The 17,128-nt window shown below is 73.2% G+C and carries 19 protein-coding genes; 3 read left to right on the top strand and 16 right to left on the bottom strand.

Translation table 11 applies throughout. The annotated features are described in order from the left end of the window. Positions 1–13: 13 nt before the first annotated feature. Positions 14–526 carry an O-acetyl-ADP-ribose deacetylase gene (locus tag FHE66_RS12805; RefSeq protein ID WP_139073359.1) on the top strand — a complete coding sequence of 171 codons (513 nt, stop codon included), beginning with the start codon at positions 14–16 and terminating at the stop codon, positions 524–526. A gap of 134 nt (positions 527–660) precedes the next feature. Here FHE66_RS12805 and dtd read toward each other — a convergent pair whose 3' ends face one another. From dtd to FHE66_RS12775, 6 genes are read right to left on the bottom strand one after another with little or no spacing between them, the layout of a single operon-like run. Continuing rightward, positions 661–1,086, bottom strand: a complete 426-nt coding sequence (dtd, locus tag FHE66_RS12800; RefSeq protein ID WP_139073357.1) for a D-aminoacyl-tRNA deacylase — start codon at positions 1,084–1,086, stop codon at positions 661–663. Next, a complete protein-coding gene (locus FHE66_RS12795; protein ID WP_230976442.1) occupies positions 1,083–1,406 on the bottom strand; it encodes a DUF2516 family protein in 324 nt (107 codons plus the stop codon). The genes dtd and FHE66_RS12795 overlap by 4 nt, the downstream gene beginning before the upstream one ends. Positions 1,407–1,428: 22 nt before the next feature. After that, on the bottom strand, positions 1,429–2,544 hold the full coding sequence (locus tag FHE66_RS12790; protein WP_139073356.1) for an aromatic acid exporter family protein: 1,116 nt from the start codon (positions 2,542–2,544) through the stop codon (positions 1,429–1,431). A gap of 3 nt (positions 2,545–2,547) precedes the next feature. After that, positions 2,548–3,645: a folate-binding protein YgfZ gene (locus tag FHE66_RS12785; protein ID WP_255303736.1), complete on the bottom strand. Its 1,098-nt coding sequence runs from the start codon at positions 3,643–3,645 to the stop codon at positions 2,548–2,550. Further along, positions 3,642–4,250, bottom strand: coding sequence for an FABP family protein (locus FHE66_RS12780; RefSeq protein WP_139073355.1), 609 nt, complete (start codon positions 4,248–4,250; stop codon positions 3,642–3,644). Before FHE66_RS12780 ends, FHE66_RS12785 begins: the two co-directional genes overlap by 4 nt. 43 nt (positions 4,251–4,293) lie before the next feature. Then, positions 4,294–5,016 (bottom strand): hypothetical protein, encoded by a 723-nt coding sequence (locus tag FHE66_RS12775; protein ID WP_139073353.1) that lies wholly within the window; start codon positions 5,014–5,016, stop codon positions 4,294–4,296. Positions 5,017–5,152: 136 nt separating this feature from the next. On the opposite strand from FHE66_RS12775, the gene FHE66_RS12770 reads away from it, so the two are divergent. Both FHE66_RS12770 and FHE66_RS12765 read left to right on the top strand, forming a co-directional pair. Continuing rightward, on the top strand, positions 5,153–5,830 hold the full coding sequence (locus FHE66_RS12770; RefSeq protein ID WP_139073351.1) for a response regulator transcription factor: 678 nt from the start codon (positions 5,153–5,155) through the stop codon (positions 5,828–5,830). 260 nt (positions 5,831–6,090) lie between these two features. Continuing rightward, positions 6,091–6,522, top strand: a complete 432-nt coding sequence (locus FHE66_RS12765; RefSeq protein WP_139073350.1) for a septum formation family protein — start codon at positions 6,091–6,093, stop codon at positions 6,520–6,522. A gap of 54 nt (positions 6,523–6,576) precedes the next feature. Here FHE66_RS12765 and pstB read toward each other — a convergent pair whose 3' ends face one another. From pstB to FHE66_RS12715, 10 genes are all read right to left on the bottom strand, one after another. Then, on the bottom strand, positions 6,577–7,356 hold the full coding sequence (pstB, locus tag FHE66_RS12760; protein ID WP_139073349.1) for a phosphate ABC transporter ATP-binding protein PstB: 780 nt from the start codon (positions 7,354–7,356) through the stop codon (positions 6,577–6,579). A gap of 51 nt (positions 7,357–7,407) precedes the next feature. After that, positions 7,408–8,442 (bottom strand): phosphate ABC transporter permease PstA, encoded by a 1,035-nt coding sequence (pstA, locus tag FHE66_RS12755; protein WP_139073347.1) that lies wholly within the window; start codon positions 8,440–8,442, stop codon positions 7,408–7,410. A gap of 2 nt (positions 8,443–8,444) precedes the next feature. After that, on the bottom strand, positions 8,445–9,428 hold the full coding sequence (gene pstC / locus FHE66_RS12750) for a phosphate ABC transporter permease subunit PstC (protein WP_218013722.1): 984 nt from the start codon (positions 9,426–9,428) through the stop codon (positions 8,445–8,447). A 93-nt stretch (positions 9,429–9,521) separates the two neighbouring features. Continuing rightward, a complete protein-coding gene (pstS, locus tag FHE66_RS12745) occupies positions 9,522–10,637 on the bottom strand; it encodes a phosphate ABC transporter substrate-binding protein PstS (RefSeq protein ID WP_255303735.1) in 1,116 nt (371 codons plus the stop codon). 138 nt (positions 10,638–10,775) lie between these two features. Then, complete coding sequence (locus tag FHE66_RS12740) at positions 10,776–11,597, bottom strand: anti-sigma factor (RefSeq protein WP_139073345.1); 822 nt, start codon at positions 11,595–11,597, stop codon at positions 10,776–10,778. Further along, positions 11,584–12,120: an RNA polymerase sigma factor gene (locus tag FHE66_RS12735; protein WP_139073344.1), complete on the bottom strand. Its 537-nt coding sequence runs from the start codon at positions 12,118–12,120 to the stop codon at positions 11,584–11,586. The genes FHE66_RS12740 and FHE66_RS12735 overlap by 14 nt, the downstream gene beginning before the upstream one ends. Before the next feature lie 28 nt (positions 12,121–12,148). Continuing rightward, the gene (locus FHE66_RS12730; RefSeq protein WP_139073343.1) at positions 12,149–12,826 is read right to left on the bottom strand and encodes a class F sortase; all 678 of its coding nucleotides are present in this window, start codon (positions 12,824–12,826) and stop codon (positions 12,149–12,151) included. 1 nt (position 12,827) lies between these two features. Continuing rightward, on the bottom strand, positions 12,828–13,649 hold the full coding sequence (locus FHE66_RS12725) for a DUF4397 domain-containing protein (protein WP_139073342.1): 822 nt from the start codon (positions 13,647–13,649) through the stop codon (positions 12,828–12,830). A gap of 117 nt (positions 13,650–13,766) precedes the next feature. Then, positions 13,767–14,756: an NUDIX hydrolase gene (locus FHE66_RS12720; RefSeq protein WP_139073341.1), complete on the bottom strand. Its 990-nt coding sequence runs from the start codon at positions 14,754–14,756 to the stop codon at positions 13,767–13,769. After that, positions 14,753–17,074 (bottom strand): RNA degradosome polyphosphate kinase, encoded by a 2,322-nt coding sequence (locus tag FHE66_RS12715; protein WP_139073340.1) that lies wholly within the window; start codon positions 17,072–17,074, stop codon positions 14,753–14,755. Before FHE66_RS12715 ends, FHE66_RS12720 begins: the two co-directional genes overlap by 4 nt. Positions 17,075–17,128: the final 54 nt, after the last annotated feature.

Here is a 17,128-nt window from a genome sequence, read left to right as displayed (position 1 = left end):
GCACGATAGGGGGATGCGTATCGAGGCCGTCCGGGGCGACATCACCGAGCAGGACGTCGACGCGATCGTCAACGCCGCCAACTCCTCCCTCATGGGCGGGGGCGGGGTCGACGGCGCCATCCACCGGGCCGCCGGCCCGCAGCTCCTCGAGGAGTGCATGGAGCTGCGGCGCACCGACCTTCCGGACGGGCTGCCCGTCGGGCAGGCGGTCCCCACCGCGGGGTACGCGCTGCGCGCCCCCTGGGTGATCCACACGGTCGGCCCGAACCGGCACCGGGGCGAGACGGACCCGGCGCTCCTCGCGGCCTGCTTCACCAGCAGCCTCGACGTCGCCGACGCCGTCGGCGCCCGGACGGTCGCCTTCCCCGCGGTGAGCGCCGGCGTCTACGGGTGGGACCCGGCCGAGGTCGCCCGCGTCGCCGTCGACGCCGTGCGCGGGTGGACGGGCGACGTCGAGCTCATCCGCTTCGTCCTGTTCGACGACGCCGTCCTCGCCGCCTTCACCCGAGCGCTCGACGCCCCCTGACGCCGGCCGCGGGCCCGCCCGGCCCCACCACCCCGCCCTCTGGGACACCCCTCGCGGCCCCTGGGACACCCCTCACAGCACGCCGGAGCGCCCCAAAGGGGCGTCCCAGAGGAGCGCGGGACGCAGGACCGGCCTCAGACGTCGAGGACGATCGTCACCGGGCCGTCGTTGACGAGCGAGACCCGCATGTCGGCGCCGAAGCGGCCGGTCTCCACGCGGACCCCGCGCTCACGCAGCGCGGCGACGACAGCGTCGACCACCGGCTCGGCGACCTCGGCCGGGGCCGCGGCGTTCCACGACGGACGGCGGCCCTTGCGCACGTCGGCGTGCAGGGTGAACTGGGAGATGACGAGGACGGGGGCGTCGACGTCCGTCACGGAGAGCTCATCGCGCAGGATGCGGAGGTCGGCGATCTTGCGGGCGGTCTTCTCCACCTCGGCCGGGCCGTCGTCGTGGGTGACGCCGACGAGCGCGACGAGCCCCTGCCCGGTGAACCCGCCGACCTGCTCGCCCGCGACGCTGACCGAGGCGCCGTCGACCCGCTGGAGGACGGTCCTCACCAGCCGCCTCCCCCGCGCCGGCCGCGGCCGTAGCCGCTCACCGCAGGGCGGACGTCGGTGAGGTAGATGGCGGCGGGCACGATGAGCATGATCGAGAGGAACCCGCCGGAGAGCGGCCCGAAGGGCGGCAGCGCGATGAAGCCGAGCGCCACGTTGACCGCGAGCACGATGAGCCAGAAGTTCTTCGTCCGCTTCCCCGCGTAGGTGAAGGCCTGCGCGGGCTGCCGCAGGGCGTGCACGAGCGCCCACACCTCCACGGCGAACGCCGCGAGCGCGAGCAGGAGGAAGAGGTAGAACTGCAGGTTGCCGATGATTCCCACCGGTGGAGTCTACGAGAAGTCGTCAGCTGAGCAGGTGGTTCGCCTCCGCGGCGCTCAGTCCGGAGGCCTGGAGGAGGTCGATGGTCAGCGAGCGCATGAGGATGACGAGGGTCTGCAGCTGCCAGCCCGGGTCCTCGACGTCGTGGGGGTCGAGCTCGGCGGTGACGAGCGCGAGCACCTGGGCGGTGTCGGCCGTGTTCGCTCCCGTGCGCAGCGCCTCCCCGAGCCGGCTGGCCGCCACGGACAGGCCGTGCAGCGCGTCGCCCACCCGGTCGTCGCGCACGCCCTGCTCGACGGCGGTCTGCCCGCGGCGGGCGATGACGCGGGCGTTGCGCATGGCGCGGTCGGCGAGCGTGCTCGCCCGTTGCAGGCGGGCGAGCTCGGGCAGGAAGCGACGGGCCGTCGGTGAGATGCGCGCGGTCTGCTGCGCGTTGCGCACCACCGAGGCCCAGTCGTCGAGCGTGCCCTGGGTGCTGCGGCCCTGGGCGAGGGCGTCGCGCATGCGCTCGGCGTCCCCGTCGCGCAGCCCGCGGGAGATCGTCTCGAGCATCTCCGACAGGTCGCTGAGGCTGGCCCCGGCGAGCTGCCGGGCGCGCTTGCGCGCGTCCTGCGGGGTGAGGATCGCGACGAGCAGTGCGAAGGAGCCGCCGACGAGCGCGTCGGTCCACCGCCCGGTGGGTCCGTCGACGGCGGCGACGGGCAGCGCGACGATGACGATCCCCTGGACGCCGGCCTGGATGGTGAGCATCGGCCCGCGGTCGACGAACCGGGCGAGCAGCGCGCCGAGCACGATGACGAGCATGATCTGCAGGACGCCCGGGCCGAGCGCGTGGGCGACGAGCTCGCCGAGCGCGACGCCGAGCGCGACGCCGAGCGCGAGCTCGGCGACCTTGCGCACCTCACGGTCGGCGGTGAAGCCGAGGCACACCCAGGTGGCGACGGGGGCGAAGAACGGCTGGGCGTGCCCGAGGCCGTAGTAGGCCACCGCCCAGGACAGCCCGGCGGCGATCGCCGCGGTGACGACGGGGAACGCAGCGGCCCGCACCCGCCGGCGACCGCCGCGCAGCCGCTGGCGCACGAGCACCAGCAGCCGGCGCAGGTCGAGGCGCTCGGGGCGGTCGCTGGGCTCCTCCACCATGGGTCAGGGACGCGGCCGCCGGCGGAGCTCCTGCCCGGGACGCTCGGCCGGCCGGCCCACGGCCTCCCCGGCGGAGGGCACGATGACCTCCTGCGCCGCGGCGATCCCGCCGACGGTGAGCTCGACGTCCTCCGGCAGCGACCGCTTGACGACGGCGAGGGCCACCGGCCCGAGCTCGGCGTGGCGCACGACCGTCGTCACGGCGCCGACGTCGCGCTGCCCGTGGAGCACCCGCTCCCCCGGCTCGGGGGTCACGTGCTCCGAGCCGTCGAGGTGGAGCATGACGAGGCGGCGGGGCGGGCGGCCGAGGTTGTACACGCGCGCCACGGTCTCCTGGCCGCGGTAGCAGCCCTTGTCGAGGTGGACGGCGGTGCGCAGCCAGTCGAGCTCGTGCGGGATGGCGCGGTCGTCGACCTCGCGGCCCAGTCGCGGGCGCCAGGCCTCGACCCGCAGCGCCTCCCACGCCCAGGTGCCGGCGAGCTGCAGCCCGCTGCCGTCGACCGCCTCGACCAGGCGGGAGCGGTCCACGAGGCTGAGCGCCGGGTGGAGGTCGCGGCCGGGGTGCTCGGCGTCGGGCGGGCCGTAGCTCGTCCCGCCGGGGGCGGTGGTCGGCCACGGGTCGTGCCAGGTGAGGACGTGGCCGGGCGCGGCGGCGAGGGCCTGCCACGCGTCGCCGTAGGTGCCCAGGACGGCGGTGCGGTCGGTGACGTCGGCGACCTCGACGCGCAGCATGAAGCGCATCCGGTCGAGGAACCCGGCGAGCCCGGCGACGTGCCCGGCCTCCGTGACCAGCCAGGTGCGTTCGCCGTCGTCGGCGACGGCGGCGGCGTGCTCGATCCGGCCGTTGGGGTCGAGGAGGAGCAGCTCGCCCGAGACGCCGGGCGTGAGGCCGAGCAGCAGCTGGCTGCTCAGCGAGTTGAGCCAGCTGAGACGGTCGGGGCCGGTGACGGTGAGCACGCCGAGCTGGGACAGGTCGACGACGCCGCGCCCCTGCTCCAGGGCGCGTTGCTCCTGCGCGGGCCGGCCGTAGTGGAGGGCCACCCCGGTGTCCGGCCCGCCCGCGGGCACGGCGCCGGGGCGGGAGAGCAGCGGGCTGGTCACGAGTCGGCCACCTGCCGGCTCAGCCGCCCCGAGGCGTAGGACTGCAGCTCGTGGCCGAAGGCGGCGAGCTCCTCGACCCACAGCAGCTCCCCGTTCACCAGGCCGTACATCCGGCGCCCGGCGGTGACCTCCGAGGCCCCGGCGGTGCGCACGACGGCGTCGCTCACGAGGTCGATGCGCGCGCTGCGCACGTCCCCGACGTACACGACGACGTGGCCGGTGGGCTGGGCGACGAGCACCTCGATCGCGGTGCGCGGGCCACCCTCGACGGGCACGCTGTTGCCGCCTCCGGCGGGCTGGTCGGGCGAGGCGCGCCAGTAGGCGCTCTCGGTGGCCCACACCTCGGCCTTGGCGAGGAGGTCGGCGCCCTGGGCGCCCGGCGTCTCCTGCGGCACGGAGGAGGAGTGCTCGAGGTCGACCGCCCACAGGGTGCTCGTGCACCGCAGGTAGGGGCCGCCGTCGTGGTCGAAGGTCATCTCGTGGACGAACGGCTGCTCGGGGATCCCCGGGTAGGCGAGCACGCCGTAGCCGCGCCAGGAACCGACGAGCCAGGCGAGCGGGTAGACCTCGGGGGCCAGGCCCTCGGGCAGGGTGAAGGTGGCCATCCCCCGATGCTACGCGGTCCGCGCCGCAGGGCCCGGTGAGTGTTCAGCCGGTGATGATGCTGCCGAGCATGAAGGTCGGCGCCCCGGCGAGCATGAGCGGCAGCACCGCGCCGGCGAGCGCCGGCAGCGGTCGGGTCGCCGCGGGGAAGCGGCCGAGGACGACGTGGACGGTCGAGGTGAGGATGCCGGCGACCAGGCCGGTGGCCCCGGCCACGAGCGTGCCGACGTACGGGAGCAGCGCGCCGGCGAGCAGCCCGGCGCCGCCCGCGACGACCATGGCGAGCGGGGCGACGAGCTGCGGGCGCAGCGGCAGGGCGGTGCACGTCGCACCGGCGGCGAGCGCGGCGGCGGCGGTGACGACGACGGCGGTCGCCGGCCGGCCGTCGCCGAGCGCCGGCCACAGCGCGGCCGAGGCGGCGACGACGCTGCCGGCCACCGTCCCCGCGACGGACTCCACGAGCCGGGGCCGCCCGTCGCGGCGGAGCATCTCCTGGACGAAGGCGGCCGCGACCGCGAGCCCGACGACGATCGTGACGGCGTCGACCGATCCGGTGAGGGTGACGACGGCGAGGGAGGCGAGGCCGCTGAGCGCGATGACCACGCCGGGGCCGGTGATGACCGGGAGGTCGAGGAGCCGGGGCCAGCCGCCGGCGAGGACGACGATCGAGAGCGCGACGACGACCACCATCGGCCAGTGCCACATCGCGCTGACGGCGAGCACGGCGGTCAGCGCGGCCGTGACGACGCCGCGGGTCGACCCGCCCATCACGGCGCGACCCCCGTCGGGGCGGGGCGCGTGGGGGTGGATGGGCGGCGAGGCACCCTCCGAGTCTGTCAGATGGTTGCCGCGAACCCGGGGCAGCGCGCGCCCATTACAGTGTCCCCGACCAGGAAGAGGTGTGATGGCCACTCTCGTCGTTCTGACCCGCGAACCCACCGGGTCCGTCGATGTCCTGCCGTCCCTCGCGCTCCTCGACCACCACGTGCGTGCCGACGCCCTGGCCCCGGACTCCCTCGTCGACCCGGGCGCCGTCGACCTCGTCGTCGTCGACGGCCGCCGCGAGCTCGCCACGGCGCGGTCGCTGTGCCAGCTCGCGCGCAGCACCGGCGTGCGCCAGCCGATCCTCCTCGTCCTCACCGAGGGTGGCCTGGCGGCGGTGACGCCGTCGTGGTGCTGCTCGGACGTCGTCCTCGCCACGGCGGGCCCGGCGGAGGTCGAGGCGCGGATCCGGCTGCTCGTCTCCCAGCCGGTCCTCGACGAGCCCGGTCCCGACGTCGTCGAGGCGGGCGAGCTCGTCATCGACACCGCGGCGTACTCCGCGCGGGTTCGGGGGCAGGCCCTCAACCTCACCTACAAGGAGTTCGAGCTGCTGCGTCACCTCGCCCAGCACCCGGGGCGGGTCTTCACCCGCGCCCAGCTGCTCGACGAGGTGTGGGGCTACGACTACTACGGCGGCACCCGCACCGTGGACGTCCACGTGCGACGGCTGCGCGCCAAGCTCGGTGCGGAGCACGACCAGCTCATCGGCACGGTGCGCAACGTCGGCTACCGGTTCGTGCCACGCGCCGCGGCGGAGTGACGCACGTGCCCGCGTGTTCTAGGATGGAGGGGCGACGCCGGGTTGTGAATGCCCCGGGCTCCAACACAAGCCGCCACGAGCGGCCTTCGCGCCGACTGGCGCTTCAGGGCCCGGCGTCGCCTCAACTCTCTCGCCGGGCACGGCAGCCCGCCTCACGAGTCGTGGTTCTCGACTCGCATCGCCTCCGCTAAGGTTTGTCCGGTCATTTCGGCCGATGTGGCCGAGACCTCGTCCCCCGACGTCTACCCGGAGGTAGAACCATGTCCCTGCGCCGTCCCGTGCTCGCCGCTGTTGCCACCCTCGCGCTGGTGGGAGCGGCCGGGTGCTCGGCGAACTCCGTGCTCGACCTGACGGTCGGCGACTGCCTGAACCAGAGCGACCTCGAGGGGGACGAGGTCAGCTCGGTCGAGGCGGTCGAGTGCTCGGAGGAGCACGACGCCGAGATCTTCGCGGAGCACGAGTTCACCGGGGACTCCTACCCGGGCCTCACCGCCGTCCGGGAGGAGTCCGAGGAGGTGTGCGCCGACAAGTTCGAGGAGTTCATCGGGGTGCCCTACCTCGAGTCCGAGCTCTACTTCACCATGCTCTACCCGTCCGAGCAGAGCTGGGACGACGCGGACGACCGCACCACGCTGTGCATCGTGCTGTCCGAGGAGCCGATGACCGGCTCGCTCGAGGGCGCTGCGATCTGACGAACGAGAACGGCCCCGGGAGCACACGCTCCCGGGGCCGTCGTCGTCCGTGGCTCAGCCGAAGCGGCCGGAGATGTAGTCCTCGGTCGCCTTGTTCGAGGGGGCGGAGAACATCTTCTCCGTCGCGTCCATCTCGATGAGCCGGCCGGGCTTGCCGGTGCCGGCGATGTTGAAGAAGCCGGTCGTGTCCGAGACACGGGCGGCCTGCTGCATGTTGTGGGTGACGATGACGATCGTGTAGTCGGCCTTGAGCTCGGCGATGAGGTCCTCGATCGCCAGGGTGGAGATCGGGTCGAGCGCGGAGCACGGCTCGTCCATGAGCAGGACCTGGGGCCGCACGGCGATCGCCCGCGCGATGCACAGGCGCTGCTGCTGGCCACCGGAGATCGAGGAGCCCGGCCGGTGGAGGCGGTCCTTGACCTCCTCCCAGAGGTTCGCCCCGCGCAGCGCCTTCTCCACGATGTCGGCGGCGTCGGACTTGGAGATCCGGCGGTTGTTCAGCCGGACACCGGCGAGCACGTTCTCCTCGATGGACATCGTGGGGAACGGGTTGGGCCGCTGGAACACCATCCCGACCTGCCGGCGGACCTCCACCGGGTCGACGTCCTCCGCGTAGAGGTCCTGCCCGTCCATGAGGGCCTGGCCCTTGACGTAGGCGCCGGGGATGACCTCGTGCATCCGGTTGAGGGTGCGCAGGAAGGTCGACTTGCCACAGCCCGACGGGCCGATGAGGGCCGTGACCGAGCGGGGCTCGATGACCATGTTGACGTCCTGGACTGCGAGGAAGTCCCCGTAGTAGACGTTGAGGTCCTTGACGTCGATGCGCTTAGACATTGGCGGTCCTTGAGGGTCGTGCGTGCGGGCGGGCGGGGCGCGTGGGCGGCATCAGCGCACCTTCGGGGAGAAGTACCTGCTCACCAGGCGCGCGACGAGGTTGAGCAGCATGACGATGATGATGAGGGTGAGCGCGCCGGCCCAGGCGCGGTACTCGCTGACCCCGCCCTGGGCGTACTGGCGGTAGACGTAGACCGGCAGGGTGGCGATGCGCCCGTCGAACGCGTCGTAGTTCACCGCGTTGGCGATGCCGACGGTGATGAGCAGCGGGGCCGTCTCGCCGATGACGCGGGCGATGGCGATCATGACGCCGGTGGTGATGCCGGCGATGGCGGTGCGCAGGACGACCTTGACGATGGTCAGCCACTTCGGCACGCCGAGCGCGTAGGCGGCCTCGCGCAGCTCGTTGGGCACGAGGCGCAGCATCTCCTCCACGGAACGGACGACGACGGGCGTCATGAGCACCGCGAGGGCGATGCCGCCGATGAGCGCCGACTTGTAGCCCGGGCCGAAGAGCACGAGGAACAGGGTGAACGCGAAGAGCCCGGCGACGATGGAGGGGATGCCGGTCATGACGTCGACGAGCAGGGTGATGGCCCGCTTGGCGCGCCCGCCGCCGTACTCGACGAGGTAGATCGCGGTGAAGATGCCGAGCGGGATCGCGATGAGCGAGGCGATGCCGGTGACGTAGAGGGTGCCGATGATCGCGTGGTACGCGCCGCCCTCGGTCATCTGCCCGAAGACCCCGACCATGTCGGTCGTGAGGAACTCCCAGCTGAAGGCCCGCACGCCGCCGGCGACGACGGTCCACACGAGGGTGACGAGCGGGACCATCGCGACGACGAACGCCGCGACGACGAGGGTGGTCGCGAGTCGGTCCTTGGCCCGGCGCGAGCCCTCGACCTGCCAGGAGATGGCGGTGAGGAGCGGGGCGTAGACCAGGGCGGTGAGGAACCCGACGCCGGCGACGGTCGGCCCCCCGCCGAGGGCGAGGACGGCGAGCGCGACGGCGACCGAGCCGGCGAGGACGGCCCAGGGAGCCCACGAGGGCAGGCGCCGGACCTGGTGGAGTGCCGTGGTGGTCATCGTCAGTTCGCTCCCGAGAACTCGGCGCGGCGGGCGATGACCCACCGGGCGAAGAGGTTCACCGCGAAGGTGAGGACGAAGAGGATGAGGCCGGTGGCGATGAGGACGTCCACACCCATGCCGCTGGCCTCGGGCAGCTGCGCGGCGATGTTCGCCGCGATCGACTGGTGCTGCCCGGGCTTGAGCAGGTAGAAGTTGATGAGGTAGCCGGGCGACAGGACCATGAGGACGGCCATCGTCTCGCCCAGCGCCCGGCCCATGCCGAGCATCGCGGCGGAGATGACCCCGGAGCGCCCGAACGGCAGCACGGCCTGGCGGATCATCTCCCAGCGGGTGGCACCCAGGGCCAGGGAGGCCTCCTCGTGCAGCCGCGGGGTCTGGAGGAACACCTCGCGGATGGTCGCGGTGATGATCGGCAGGACCATGATCGCCAGGACGAGCCCGGCGGTCATGATGTTGCGGGCCGGCGCCTGGTAGTCGGCGAACAGCGGGATCCACCCGAGCCGGTCGGTGAGCCACCGGAAGAGCGGGTCGAGGGTGGGCTGGAGCCACTGGATGCCCCACAGGCCGAAGATGACCGAGGGGATCGCGGCGAGGAGGTCGACGAGGTAGCCGAGCCCCTGCGCGAGTCGCCGGGGGGCGTAGTGGGAGATGAACAGCGCGATGCCGATGCTCAGCGGCACGGCGACGACCAGCGCGATGACGGAGGACAGCACGGTGCCGAAGAGCAGGGGCGCGACGTAGGCCCACATGCTCTTGCCCTGCATGAACCCGATCTCGGCGAGCTGCTCGCGGGAGGCGGTGAGCGCGGGCCACGCGCGGTAGAGCAGGAAGAGCGCCACCGCTGCGAGGACGACGAGGATGATGATCCCGGCGCCGGTCGAGATCCCGGAGAAGATCCGGTTCCCGAGCTTGCCGGGACTGCGGCCGGCGCGGACGACCGGCGTCCTGCCGGACGTGGAGGGAGTTGGTGCGGCGGTTGCCACGAAGCCTCCGGCGATGTGTCGAGCGGGTGGTTGGCGTGCGTCGGCGGGTCGGTGCCAGGTAAGCACCGACCCGCCCTCAAGGCTAGCCGGGGATCAGCCGGTCACCGTGATGAGGTCGAGAGCGGACAGCACCCGCTCGCGCAGGTCCGGCGAGATCGGGGCGGACCCGGCGACGTCCGGTCGGGCCGCCCGCTCCTGTCCCTCGGGGCTTGCGACGTACTCGAGGAATGCCTTGACGTTGGCGGCATCCGCGGGGTCGTCGTACTGCGAGCAGGCGACGGAGTAGGAGATGAGGACGATGGGGTAGGTGCCCGCCTCGGTGGTGTCCCGGGCGAGGTCCACGGTGAGACGCAGATCGCTCGCGTCCTCCCCCTCCGGGGAGGCGTCGACGACGGCCGCGGCGGCCTCCGGGGAGAAGGGCACGTACTCCTCACCGACGCCGACGGCGACGGTGCCGAGGTCACCGGCGCGCGAGGCGTCGGCGTAGCCGATGGCGCCCTCGGCGCCGGAGACGACGTCGATCATGCCGGAGGTCTGGGCGCCGGACTGGGTGCCGGGGATCGGCCAGCTCTCGACCTCGCCGTGGGTCCACACGTCGCCGGCCGCCTCGGCGAGGTAGGCGGTGAAGTTCTCGGTGGTGCCGGAGTCGTCGGACCGGTTGACCGGGATGATCGGCAGGTCGGGCAGCTCGACGCCGGGGTTGGCCGCGACGATGGCCGGGTCGTCCCAGGAGGTGATCTCGCCCGTGAAGATGCCGGCGATCGTCCCGGGGTCCATGTTGAGGTGCTCGGCGTCCACCTGGGGAAGGTTGTAGACGACGGCGATCGGGCTGATGTAGAGGGGCAGCTCGATGACCTCGCCACCGAAGCAGCGGTCGACGCCCGCGGCGAGCTCCTCCTCGTCCAGGGTGGCGTCCGTGCCGGCGAAGAGCACGGTGCCGTTGAGGAACTGCTCGCGGCCGGTGCCCGAGCCGGTGGGGTCGTAGGTGACGTCGACGTCGGGGTTGTCGTCCATGAACCCGGCGATCCAGCCCAGCATGGCCGCCTCCTGGGAGCTGGCCCCGGAGCCGGCGACCGACCCGCTGAGCTCGCTCCCGGCGCCCGCGCCGGCGGTCTGGTCGTCGGCGGCGCTCTCGCCGCCGCAGGCCGCGAGGGCGAGTGCGCTCAGCGCGGCGAATCCCGCCAGTCGGCGGCTACCTGCAAGCTTCACGTTCATTCCGTCCTTCGGTGGGAGGGCCCGGGAGTCCCGGTGTCCGTCCCCGACGGTAGGAAGCGCAGGTGACCACCGAGCGGGCGCCCGGTGAACGCAGGATGAACAGCGCGTGAGGGTTCGGTCACTCGCGGGCGCTCAGCTGTCGAGCCGCCCCCGGACGATGCTGTCGCCGCTGTGCGCCGGGTCCCCGTCGAACGGCTCGCGGGACACGTCGACGACGGCGAGGTCGTCAAGGTCCAGCCCTGGTGGGAGGTCGAAGGTGCCCTCGTCACCGACGAGCAGCCCGACGCTGACGAGCCGCTGGACCGACTCGTCGAGCAGCCAGACCTCGCGGTAGCCGTCCTGGGGATCGCCGGGGAGCTCGACGTGGAGCACGCGCCGCCCGTCGACGTCCTCGACGCGGGCGGTGCCGGTCTCGTCCCACCCGGGGAGCGGCTCGAGCTGGGCGGTGGCGAGGGCCTCGGGCTCCTCGGAGCGTTCGGGGAGCTGGGTGACCACCAGGGTGCCGGCCACGCCGGCGGCCAGGCCGGCGGCGAGCCAGCCGGCGCGCGACCAGCGGGAGCGCCGCGGCTCACGGCGCCCGGGCGGGCGGGTGCGGTCGCGACGGCGGCCGGCGGGGACGCGGGCTGGGACGAGCCGCTCGTCCCGCTCGGGGCCCGCCTCGGGCGCGCCGGCCTCGGGGGTGCCTGCGTCGGGCGCGACGTCGTCGGGCGCGCCGTCGTCGGGCGCGCCGTCGTCGACGCCCTGGGCCGCGATCTCCTCGGCGATCCTGTCCCACACGTGTGCCGGCGGCGCCTGCAGCGGGGAGCCGGCCCGGCCGGCCGTCACCATGTCGCTGAGCGCCGCGAGCTCCTCCCGGCACTGCGCGCACTCGCGCAGGTGCTCGGCGGCGGCGGCGTCCGGCTCGGCCTCTCCCAGGGCGACGAGGGAGAGGGTGTCGTCGTCAACGTGACGCATGGCGTCCCTCCTCCATCCTCGTTCGCATGCGGCGCAGGCCGCGGGTGATGTGCGACTTCACCGTGCCGAGCGGCAGGTCCATTCTCTCCGCGATCTCGGTGTGGGTGAGGTGCTCGAAGAACGCGAGCTCGAGCACGTCCTGCTGCGGCGGACCGAGGTCGGACAGCGCCTGCGCGACGAGCACCTGGTCGACGATCTCCTCGGTGCGGTCCGGCTCGCCCAGCTCGGGGGCCTCCCCCAGCGCCCCCCGGTCCCGGAAGCGGCGCCGGTGGGCCTCGGCGACGGCGTTGCGCGTGATCCCGGCGAGCCAGGCCCCGATGGGGGCACGCTCCGGGTCGAAGCGGTGGCGCGAGCGCCAGGCGTTGACGAACACCTGCTGGGTGACGTCCTCGGCGTCGGCGGTGTTGCGCAGGGCGCGCAGCGCCAGGCTGTAGACCATCGCCGAGTACTGCTCGTACACGTGGCGCACGGCGTCCGGGGTGCCGTCGCGAAAACGGACACCGAGCACCTCGGGTTCCGTCATCGCCACCTCAGTCGCCACGTCGCGCCGCCTATGAGGTGACCAATGTAGCGGTGACCACGGTGTTGTCGGTGTAGCTCTGCACGTCGTCCTGCCAGACGCCGTCGCAGGTGATGAGGACGAGCCGGTGCTCCCCGTCCCGCCGGAAGTAGTCGGACAGGTCGATGGTCGACTTGGGGATGAGCCGGGCGGACTCGACGACGTACCGCAGCACCTGTCCGTCCTCCCGGGTGACCTCGATGGCGTCGCCCGGCTCGAGCTCGACGAGGTCGCGCAGCGGGCCGTAGGGGGTGATGAAGGAGCCGGAGTGGGCCGCGAGCACCGCCGCGCCCTCGTCGGCGCCCACCGAGGGACCGAAGCGGTACCAGCCGGCGCGGGCCGCGTCCTCGGGGATCTCCATCTGCCCGTCGGGGGCGACCGCGACCGGGTCGACGGGAAGGTCGGCGTCGAGGGCCGGCACGGTCACCCGGACCGGTGGGCTCTGCGTCTCGACCTCGGGGAGCCCCGCCGCCGACCGGAGGGGCACGTCCGGGGCGGCGGGGCTCGGCGGGGCGCCCGAGGAGGTGGGTGGCTCGGCGGGCGCCCCGGTGCCCGGGCCGGCGGGGGCTCCCACCGCCGGTCCGGGCTGCTCGGGCTCCCCGCCGTCCACGCCGCACCCGGCGAGGACGAGCAGCGCGGTAGCCGCTGCGGCTGCGAGGAGGCGGTTCATGTCAGGCCCGGTTACGGACGAGACGACGGGTACCGAGGGCGGCGACGAGGAGCAGCGCCGCACTGCCGGCGACGATCGCACCGGCGGGGACGCCGGGCTCGTCCACCGGGACCAGACCCGTCGGGACGCCGGCGGGCGCGGAGTGCAGGCCGCTGATGGTCTGGGTGGCGACGTCGAGGGTGCCGTCCTCGAGGCTGCCCCACGCGTAGACGACGGTGCTGACGCCCTCCTCGACCGGGACGTCCACCGGGCCGAGCACGGCCTCGGTGGTGCCGGCCGCGGCGATGGACGCGGGAACGGTGGCCGCGGCGAGGTCGAGGACCTGCTCCGACCCGTTGGTGAGGTCGGTGATGACGGCCTGGTCACCCGCGAGGGTGTCGACCGCGGGAGCGGCGGCGGTGTGCCGGACGGTGAGGCGACCCTCTCCGGCGGACGTCGCGGAGGTGTCGTTGGTGAAGAAGGAGACGGTCGGCGCCCCGTCGGCGTCGAGGTGGGCGACGGCGGTGTAGTTGCCGCCGGACTCGAGGTCGAGGTCGATCGGGCCGAGGACGGGTGCACTGTCGTCCGCTGCGTCGGCGGCGGTGATCGCCACGGTGTAGGTGCCGGCGGGCAGCTCGAGCGGGCCGGCGAGGGTGGCGGGCTCGAAGTCGTCGAGCGTGTTCTCCCCGTTGACGTACACGTCGACGGTGAGGTCCGGGACCCCGTGCAGCACGGACAGCTGCGCGACGTCGCTGGTGGTGGCGGTGGCCGGGACGGCGAGCGCGAGGAGCGCGAGGCCGGCTGCGGAGCCGATCGCTGCGCGTCGGACGGCGGTGGTTCCCATGGTGGTCCTCCTGGTGTGGTTGGTCTGACACCAGGTATTCGTCGGCCCACCCCTCCGCGGATGCACCTGACCGGAGATTTCTTCTTTTCCGGTCTCGGCGCGGTCCCCGCCCGGGGGTCAGGTGGCGGCCAGGGCCTCCGTGTGGGACGGCGCGCGGTGCTTCTCGAGGGCGACGACGACGGCCGCCCGGCCGGGACGCCGTCCGACGTGGACGACGAGCATCTCCGAGGTCTTGAGCCACGGGTCGGCCTCGGGCACCTGCTTCATGATCCGGTAGGGCGTGTTGACCGCGACCTCGTCCATCATCGTCGGCAGCACCGGCCGGTGGGTGCAGATGGCGACGCCGGGGGCGCGCTGGCGGGACTCCTCGCGGATGAGCTGGCGTGCCTTCTTCGGCTTGGCCTTGTGGGCGTCCTCGGTGATCTCCGGGTGCATCTCGATCTCCACCCCGATGGCCGCCGCGTAGGGGGCAACGGTGTCGACGCAACGCCGCCACGGGCTGGAGAGCACCCGGTCCACCCCGTAGGCAGAGAAGAGCGGGACGAGCCCGCGGGCCTGGGCCTCCCCGACGCTGGTGAGCGGGCGGGTGGACTCCCCGCCCTTCCACGCCGTGCGCTTGCGGGCCCGCGCGTGGCGGGTGATGAGCAGGGCGTAGGTGTCGAGCCGCTCGTCCTTCCACTGGTCGATGAGCGCGCCGAGCGGCTCATGGTCCCGGGCGTGGGTGAGGAGCTTGGCGGCGTCCTTGACCCCGACCCATCGCGACTCGTCGATCTCCTCGGTGCTCGCGGGCGGGACGTGCGGGCGGGCGCGCACCGACAGGTCGCCCTCCGGGGCGGGGCGCGCGGCCCAGAAGTGGACCTCCTTGCGCGCGTCCCCGGCCAGTTTGTAGGAGATCTTCGGCAACGGCTGGCCGAGGACGACGGCCACGCCCGTCTCCTCCGCGGTCTCCCGGACGGCGCACGCGGCGAGGCTCTCCCCCTCCTCGAGCTTGCCCTTGGGCCAGGACCAGTCGTCGTACCGCGGACGGTGGACGAGGAGGACCTCGAGCCTGTTGCGCTCGTCCAGCCGCCAGACGATCGTGCCGGCCGCCAGGACCGTGCGGGTCATCGCGTCGCCGCCACGCGCCGGCGGGCCCGGGCGATGAGCAGCTGCTGGATGTCCTCCAGCGGCCGCCCGTCCTGCCCGAACTGGTGTCGCTCCCACGTGCCGTCGGGCAGCAGGTGCCAGGTCGACGTCGTCGGGGCGACGGCGCGGGCGAGGAGGTCGACGAGGAAGGAGATCTGGGTCGGCTCGACGATCTTCACCAGCACCTCGACCCGGCGGTCGAGGTTGCGGTGCATGAGGTCGGCGCTGCCGATCCACACGTCCGGCTGCTCCTCGTCCCCCGCGAACGCGTAGATGCGCGAGTGCTCGAGGAAGCGCCCGAGGATCGAGCGGACCCGGATGTTCTCGCTCAGGCCAGGGATCCCGGCGCGGATCGCGCAGATGCCGCGGACGACGACGTCGACCGGCACCCCGGCCTGGCTCGCCCGGTACAGCGCGTCGATCGTCGCCTCGTCGACGAGGGCGTTGGTCTTGATCCGGATCCACGCCTCGCGCCCCGCGCGGTGCCCCGCGATCTCGCGCTCGATCCGCTCGACGAGGCCGGTGCGGATCGAGCGGGGCGCGACGAGCAGGCGGCGGAAGCGGGAGCGCGGCGCGTAGCCGGAGAGCTGGTTGAACAGGCGGGTGAGGTCCTGGCCGACGTCGGGGTCGCACGTCATGAGGCCGAAGTCCTCGTACCCGCGTGCCGTCTTCGGGTGGTAGTTGCCGGTGCCGACGTGGCAGTAGCGGCGCAGCCCGTCCTTCTCGTTGCGCACGACGAGGGAGAGCTTGCAGTGGGTCTTGAGCCCGACGATCCCGTAGACGACGTGGACGCCGGCCTGCTCGAGCTTGCGCGCCCAGGAGATGTTCGCCTGCTCGTCGAACCGGGCCTTGATCTCGACGATGGCGAGCACCTGCTTGCCCGCCTCCGCGGCGTCGATGAGGGAGTCGACGATCGGGGAGTCCCCGGAGGTGCGGTAGAGGGTCTGCTTGATCGCGAGGACCTGCGGGTCGGCGGCCGCCTGGGCGAGGAACTGCTGCACCGAGGTGGAGAACGAGTCGTAGGGGTGGTGCAGGAGGACGTCCTGGCGGCGGATCGAGGCGAAGATGTCGGAGGGCTGGGCGCTCTCCACCTCGGCCAGGCCCTGCGCCGTCACCGGGACGAACTTCGGGTACTTGAGGTCGGGGCGGTCCAGGCCGTGGATGACCTCGAGACCGGTGAGGTCGAGCGGCGAGGGCAGCTCGTAGACCTCGTGGTCGGCGACGCCGAGCTCGCGCACGAGCAGGTCGCGCACGTGCGGGCTGATCCCCTGGGCGAGCTCCAGGCGCACCGCGGGGCCGAAGCGCCGCCGCATGAGCTCCTTCTCCAGCGCCTTGAGGAGGTTCTCGGCGTCGTCCTCCTCGACCTCGAGGTCCTCGTTGCGGGTGACCCGGAAGGTGTGGTGCTCGACGACGTCCATCCCGGGGAAGAGGTAGTCCAGGTGGGCGCCGATGATCTCCTCGAGGGGGACGAAGGCGGTGCGCCCGGAGTCGCGGGTGGAGGTGTCCTCCGGCCTGCGCGGCGTGCCGGAGGCGTCCACCGCCATGAACCGCGGCAGCAGCGGCGGCACCTTGACCCGGGCGAAGTGCTCGTTGCCGGAGACCGTGTTGCGCACGACGACGGCGAGGTTGAGCGAGAGCCCGGAGATGTAGGGGAAGGGGTGGGCGGGGTCGACCGCGAGCGGGGTGAGGACCGGGAAGATCTGCTTGCGGAAGTAGCGGCGCAGCCGCTGCTGCTCGCTCTCCGACAGCTCGTCCCAGTGGAGGATGTCGATGCCCTCGGCGGCGAGCGCCGGCTGGATGTCCTCCGCGAACGTGCGGGCCTGCTCCTCCATGAGCTCGTGGGCGCGCACGCTGATGCCCTCGAGCACCTGGCGGGGGGTGAGGCCGGAGGCCGCCGGGACGGCGAGGCCGGTGGCGATGCGGCGCTTGAGACCGGCGACGCGGACCATGAAGAACTCGTCGAGGTTCGAGGCGAAGATCGACAGGAACCAGGCGCGCTCGAGCAGCGGCTGGGTGGTGTCCTGCGCCTGCTCGAGGACCCGCTGGTTGAAGGCCAGCCAGCTGAGCTCGCGGTCGGCGAAGCGGCCGTCGGGCAGCGGGACGTCGAGCGGGTCGAGGTTGCCGTCGACGCGGGCCCCGTCGGCGAGCTCCGCGGCGTCCTCGGCGACCTCCTCCGCCGGGGTCGCGGTCCCGGTCAGGGCGACGGCATCGGCGCCGTTGCGCTCGTCGTGGCGCACCTCCCCCTCGGTGGCCTCGGTGGCCTCCGCGGCGGACGTGGTGGAGACGTCGGAGTCAGGCATGGGGCATATGCTCCCACCTCATCGGGCGTACTGGACGTCGAGCGCGGAACGGTC

Source organism: Georgenia sp. 311, from assembly GCF_006151955.1.
Taxonomy (GTDB): Bacteria; Actinomycetota; Actinomycetes; order Actinomycetales; family Actinomycetaceae; genus Oceanitalea; species Oceanitalea wutianyii.
Note: the sequence above shows the minus strand (reverse complement) of the source record. Positions and strands in the feature narration are given on the sequence as shown.

What these genes read in the sequence shown, in the direction of transcription:
- FHE66_RS12805 (WP_139073359.1), top strand. Translation starts at nt 14, where the DNA reads ATGCGTATCGAGGCCGTCCGGGGCGACATCACCGAGCAGGACGTCGAC.
- FHE66_RS12790 (WP_139073356.1), bottom strand. Translation starts at nt 2,544, where the DNA reads ATGGTGGAGGAGCCCAGCGACCGCCCCGAGCGCCTCGACCTGCGCCGG.
- FHE66_RS12780 (WP_139073355.1), bottom strand. Translation starts at nt 4,250, where the DNA reads ATGGCCACCTTCACCCTGCCCGAGGGCCTGGCCCCCGAGGTCTACCCG.
- FHE66_RS12775 (WP_139073353.1), bottom strand. Translation starts at nt 5,016, where the DNA reads ATGGGCGGGTCGACCCGCGGCGTCGTCACGGCCGCGCTGACCGCCGTG.
- FHE66_RS12770 (WP_139073351.1), top strand. Translation starts at nt 5,153, where the DNA reads ATGGCCACTCTCGTCGTTCTGACCCGCGAACCCACCGGGTCCGTCGAT.
- FHE66_RS12765 (WP_139073350.1), top strand. Translation starts at nt 6,091, where the DNA reads ATGTCCCTGCGCCGTCCCGTGCTCGCCGCTGTTGCCACCCTCGCGCTG.
- pstB (WP_139073349.1), bottom strand. Translation starts at nt 7,356, where the DNA reads ATGTCTAAGCGCATCGACGTCAAGGACCTCAACGTCTACTACGGGGAC.
- pstA (WP_139073347.1), bottom strand. Translation starts at nt 8,442, where the DNA reads ATGACCACCACGGCACTCCACCAGGTCCGGCGCCTGCCCTCGTGGGCT.
- FHE66_RS12740 (WP_139073345.1), bottom strand. Translation starts at nt 11,597, where the DNA reads ATGCGTCACGTTGACGACGACACCCTCTCCCTCGTCGCCCTGGGAGAG.
- FHE66_RS12735 (WP_139073344.1), bottom strand. Translation starts at nt 12,120, where the DNA reads ATGACGGAACCCGAGGTGCTCGGTGTCCGTTTTCGCGACGGCACCCCG.
- FHE66_RS12730 (WP_139073343.1), bottom strand. Translation starts at nt 12,826, where the DNA reads ATGAACCGCCTCCTCGCAGCCGCAGCGGCTACCGCGCTGCTCGTCCTC.
- FHE66_RS12725 (WP_139073342.1), bottom strand. Translation starts at nt 13,649, where the DNA reads ATGGGAACCACCGCCGTCCGACGCGCAGCGATCGGCTCCGCAGCCGGC.
- FHE66_RS12720 (WP_139073341.1), bottom strand. Translation starts at nt 14,756, where the DNA reads ATGACCCGCACGGTCCTGGCGGCCGGCACGATCGTCTGGCGGCTGGAC.
- FHE66_RS12715 (WP_139073340.1), bottom strand. Translation starts at nt 17,074, where the DNA reads ATGCCTGACTCCGACGTCTCCACCACGTCCGCCGCGGAGGCCACCGAG.